This window comes from Candidatus Schekmanbacteria bacterium, assembly GCA_003695725.1.
In the GTDB taxonomy this organism is placed as follows: Bacteria; Schekmanbacteria; GWA2-38-11; order GWA2-38-11; family J061; genus J061.
In genome coordinates this window covers 1-4,704 of record RFHX01000230.1, presented here as the reverse complement: position 1 = coordinate 4,704, position 4,704 = coordinate 1, and the positions used below count along the sequence as shown (strand labels likewise).

The window sequence follows — 4,704 nt, the reverse complement described above, 5'->3', positions numbered from 1 at the left end:
GCATAATATAGCAAATTCGAATCCTGCTCAAGTATCCAAACTTTTATCAACTCTCAATCTATGGATAAAAAAACATCCCAAGGCGCAAGCAAAAAAAAGAAATATTTCAGAAAATGAAAAAAAGGCACTGAAATCTCTTGGATATCTTCAATAATATTTTCTTAAAAATGTGAAGTATGGATATTTTGTTATTTATCACTTTTCATAAAGTTTTTAAAAGAAGTAACGGACATCTTTGTTTTTACAATTTCTTTAACTTTTCCTAATTCATTAAAGCTAAAGACACCTGAGAAAAGGATTGCAACAGCATAACCAGCAACAAATATCAACCCTATTAAAATTGAACTTGTTATGGAATCAGGCATTGAAAAATTAGCGGCAAAAGCAAATATGGCAAAGAGGAGGCTTATCTTAAAAATATTAAATTTTTCATACTGAATGGGATATACTTTTTGATTAATGACATAAGCCAAAAAAAGCATAAAAAAATATGAAATCGCTGTAGCATAGGCTGCGCCAATCATTGCCCACCTGGGTATCAAGATAAAATTCAAAACAATATTTATTATAGCTGCCAATCCTACAACTATTGGATAGTAAATAGTTTTCTTTTGGATATCTACACCAATATTCACAACAAAATATAGACCAGAAAAGATGAAAGCGCACACCAATGGAAGAATTGCTTGAAAACTTCCCCAAAAATCCTTCTTTGCCATCAGATATATTGCAGGTTTTGAAAAAACAAAAACTGATAATCCCGCAAAAGTAATTACAGCAAGAAAGATAGTACCAAAGCGTGAAAAAATTTCCTTTGCATTTTTTTCCTTTGACAAGGGGAAATAAACCACAGGCCACTGTTTTACAAATGGCTGAATAATGGCAACATCAAGTATTATTGAAAATTTGTATGCAAGCGAATATAAACCAAGCTCACTCGTTGTCGAATAATGTTGAAGAAAATATCTATCCGAAACAGACAATATCCATATTGCAAGTCCACTTGGCACAAAGGGAAGTCCAAACCTCAGCATTTCTCCTAAAATCTTTCTTGAAAAAACAGGAGCAAGATGTTTTCTAATGACAAGAAATAAAATAAAGGCTGACGCTCCTGATTCAACTAAATTAGCGTACACAGCACCTTTAAGTCCAAACCCAGCAAAGGCAATTAGATAAATTTTTAAGACAACATTAAGCACAAACGAAGCAATTGTGATAGCGGCAAATTGAGCAGATTTTGACAGTGCCCGGAGAAGCTGCATTGGAATATAAGCAGAAACACTAAAAAAACCCGAAATAAATATAAGGATTAAAAGAAATTGGTAATTATCTCCTTCTTTGAAGAGAAGGTCGTTTACACCTTTATTAGAAAAGGACAGCAAAAGAAAAATCATAGCCGCCATTGCAACAAGATAATAATAGACAGTGCTAAGGGCTTCTCTCTTTTTTTCTTCATCATCAGCATAGTCGTAACAGTATGACCTAAAAAAGGCAGGAACCAAGCCCTGAGATACCAAGATTACTGTTATGTTTATAGTTACGGAAAATAATTCGAGCACGCCATAATCATAAGGAGAAAGGTATCGCGTGTAGAGAGGAATCAGTAAAAAGCCTATTCCTTTCTTCAATATGACTGAAATGGCATAGATTGATGAATGCTTGCCGATGCTTGAAAGCTGCTTTTTCAAACTATCAACCTCTTAATACTATAAATTGCTGAAAAAGAATCAGGCGAATCGAAAAAAACTGCAAAAAAGATACGCTTACAAGAAAACCTATATTGTCAAATATCATTTATCTTTATCCTCAAAATATCGATTTTACCGCTATTGATTTCATCAAGTAAATGCGAAAAGGTTGAAAACCTATGTTTCGAAAGAATTTTTTTTAATTTGATATCCATCTTCTTTAAGCCGATTCGATGTCTTAAATTCGTTATTCGGCTTCCAGAATCGATAAACGGCTGATTAGGGTCTAATTCCCACGGATGAAAATAGATGATTGCTGATTTACCCTCTGAATTTTTTTTTGAAATCTCTCGCATTATGATTCCAACAGGAAATAGGCGAAGATATCCTCCCCCTCCAAGGGGGAAATTTTTTCTAAAAACATTTTTGCACAAAGGCGGTATTTCAACAATTTTTCTTTCCTCTGATATCCGAATTTCATAAGGAGATGATGGCGCAGATGGAATGCCATATCTATCGTGATAAACAGGAAATATGCTTGAATCATATAAAAATCCTTCTTCTGCAAGAATTTCAATTGCCCATAAGGATTTTTTTGTTATTGAAAAGCTTGCGCCCCTATATCCCTTTATAGGTACCCCTGTTATGTCCTCTAAAATGTGTTTCGTTTTTTGGACATCTTTTTGGAATTCAGCAGGTGTTTGATTATAGATTAAAGAATGCCTATAGCCATGACTTGCAATCTCATGTCCTTGTGAATGAATCAATTTAACAAGAGAAGGAAACTTATTGGCTATCCACCCCAAAACAAAAAAAGTTGCCTTAACATTATAGTTTTCAAAAAGGTCGAGAACTCTTTTTGTTGAATATTCTACCCTTGAAGGATATTTATCCCAATCTTCATAGGAAATCAGGTTTTCAAAAGCACTTACCTGATAATAATCTTCAACATCAACGGAAAGACAATTGATTACTATTTCTTTTCTCCTGCTTTTTTATCTTTCTTTTCCTGTCAAAACAACTTGAATGGTTTTCAATATTATATAAATATCTAAGACAAATGAAATATTTTGAATGTAATAGATGTCATATTGAAGTTTTTCAAGAGCATCTTCAACACTATCTCCGTAGCGGTATTTTACTTGTGCCCATCCGGTAATACCGGGCTTTACTGCAAAACGCAATGAGTAATATGGTATTTGCTGTTTTAACTTTTCAACAAAAAATGGTCTTTCCGGCCTTGGACCAATAAAAGTCATATCACCTTTCAGGACATTTATGAGCTGAGGAATTTCATCAATACGCATTGGTCTTATAATTTTTCCAACTCTCGATATTCTCGAATCATTTTTACTTGCCCATACAGGTCCTGAATGCAGTTCAGCATCTTTAACCATAGAGCGAAATTTATAAAGTTTGAATGGTTTTTCATTATGTCCTAATCTTTCCTGAACATAAAAAATAGGACCCGGCGAATCGAGTTTTATGGCTATCATTACAATCAAAATTAAAGGCGCTGCCAAAATAAGTCCAATTATTGAAATAATGATATCAATGAGTCTTTTTATCTTAAAAAGAACCGGTTTTCTAATATTTTCAAATCCCTCTGAAAAAACTATCCATTGTTCTTCGAAATGCCTTAGAGGAATTTTCCCAGTTAAGCGTCTGTAAAAGTTAGGAAGTTCCATTATTTCAATACCCATAAGTCTGCATTCCAAAAGCTGCGATATAAGGTCTTTATGCATCTCCTTGTAGATTGAAACTATGATCTTATCAACTTCTTCCTCTTTGACAATTTCCTTCAAAGCTTTTCTTGTCCTTATCACCTTCACACCTTCTATTTCTTCAGGACCGTCTTCAATATCAGTAATTATTCCTTTTATGATATAAGAAGGATTGGCTACTAACTGCGTTTCTCTAATAATTTCTTCGACAGACCAATCGGAGCCAACTATCAGGATATTTTCGGGCATCATTGGTTTTCTGAAAATCATATAGAAGACTCTTCTCCAGATAGGATAGAAAATTTGAAATGCAACAAACCAATAGAGAAGAAATTTCTTGTCAATATCAAGATTAAATGAATAGGAAATCATCACAATGGCACAAGTGCCAACGATATTGACAATCAATATGCGCGCTAAAATTCTCAATCTCGTCGTAGAAAATTCAATATTATAAAACTCAAGAAAATAAAGGCATATCGAATAGACAGTGCAAAAAATAGGTACTAAATACCATCGTGGAGTAAACTCGATTATGTCCCCGTGTCTTAGATAAAATACAAATGAGATAAGAAGAGCTAAATGGAAATTTTCAAAGATAAAGAGAAGAAGCCCGAGCAATCTGGCTTTTCTAATTGGAATATTTGATATATTATACATTCGTGCATTTCAATCAGGATAAAAATGCCGCTAGAATAATCCCCAGAATCAACCAGATGGGAATAGAAATAATCAATGTATATATCATTCCCTTAAAAAAGTTTAATTGTCCTTCTATCTTTCTTTTTTCAAGACATCTGGTAATCACAAATTCAAGTGCTTCAAAATTGAGGGGCTTTTCAAGATAATCGTAAGCGCCAAGCTTTAATAGTTCAACTGCTGATTCGACTGAACTATATCCTGTCAATACAACCACCATAAGGTTTTTATCGTATTTAATCGCTCTTTTCAGAAATTCCTTCCCATCTAATTTAGGCATTCTTATATCGGTAATAACAAGATCATATTCTCCTTCTCTTATCTTATTGAACCCCTCATATCCATCTGCTGCAACATCACAGGTATGTCCCATCGATTCAATAGCTTTGGAAACTGCTTCCCTCATTGTTTCATCGTCATCAACAAAGAGAATTTTTCCCATTGATTCCTTCCTACTTTCTTTTACTTTTTATTTTAAAAAATGAGAATTGATCCTGTGAATACTATCTATATTAAAAAACATAACTACAAAAACATCAATAATAAATAGTCTTTTCTGAACTATTCTTTTTATTGTTCATATCGGTTTATTC

General features: G+C 33.4%; 4 protein-coding genes. All 4 read right to left on the bottom strand.

The genetic code is table 11. The annotated features are described in order from the left end of the window. Positions 1–188 precede the first annotated feature (188 nt). On the bottom strand, positions 189–1,688 hold the full coding sequence (locus tag D6734_08940; GenBank protein RMF93946.1) for a hypothetical protein: 1,500 nt from the start codon (positions 1,686–1,688) through the stop codon (positions 189–191). Between the two features lie 95 nt (positions 1,689–1,783). After that, the gene (locus D6734_08935) at positions 1,784–2,665 is read right to left on the bottom strand and encodes a DUF3473 domain-containing protein (protein RMF93945.1); all 882 of its coding nucleotides are present in this window, start codon (positions 2,663–2,665) and stop codon (positions 1,784–1,786) included. Positions 2,666–2,683: 18 nt separating this feature from the next. Continuing rightward, entirely contained in the window at positions 2,684–4,072 is a 1,389-nt protein-coding gene (locus D6734_08930; GenBank protein ID RMF93944.1) for a sugar transferase, read from the bottom strand. A 13-nt stretch (positions 4,073–4,085) separates the two neighbouring features. Next, a complete protein-coding gene (locus tag D6734_08925; protein RMF93943.1) occupies positions 4,086–4,553 on the bottom strand; it encodes a response regulator in 468 nt (155 codons plus the stop codon). Between the last annotated feature and the right edge of the window lie 151 nt (positions 4,554–4,704).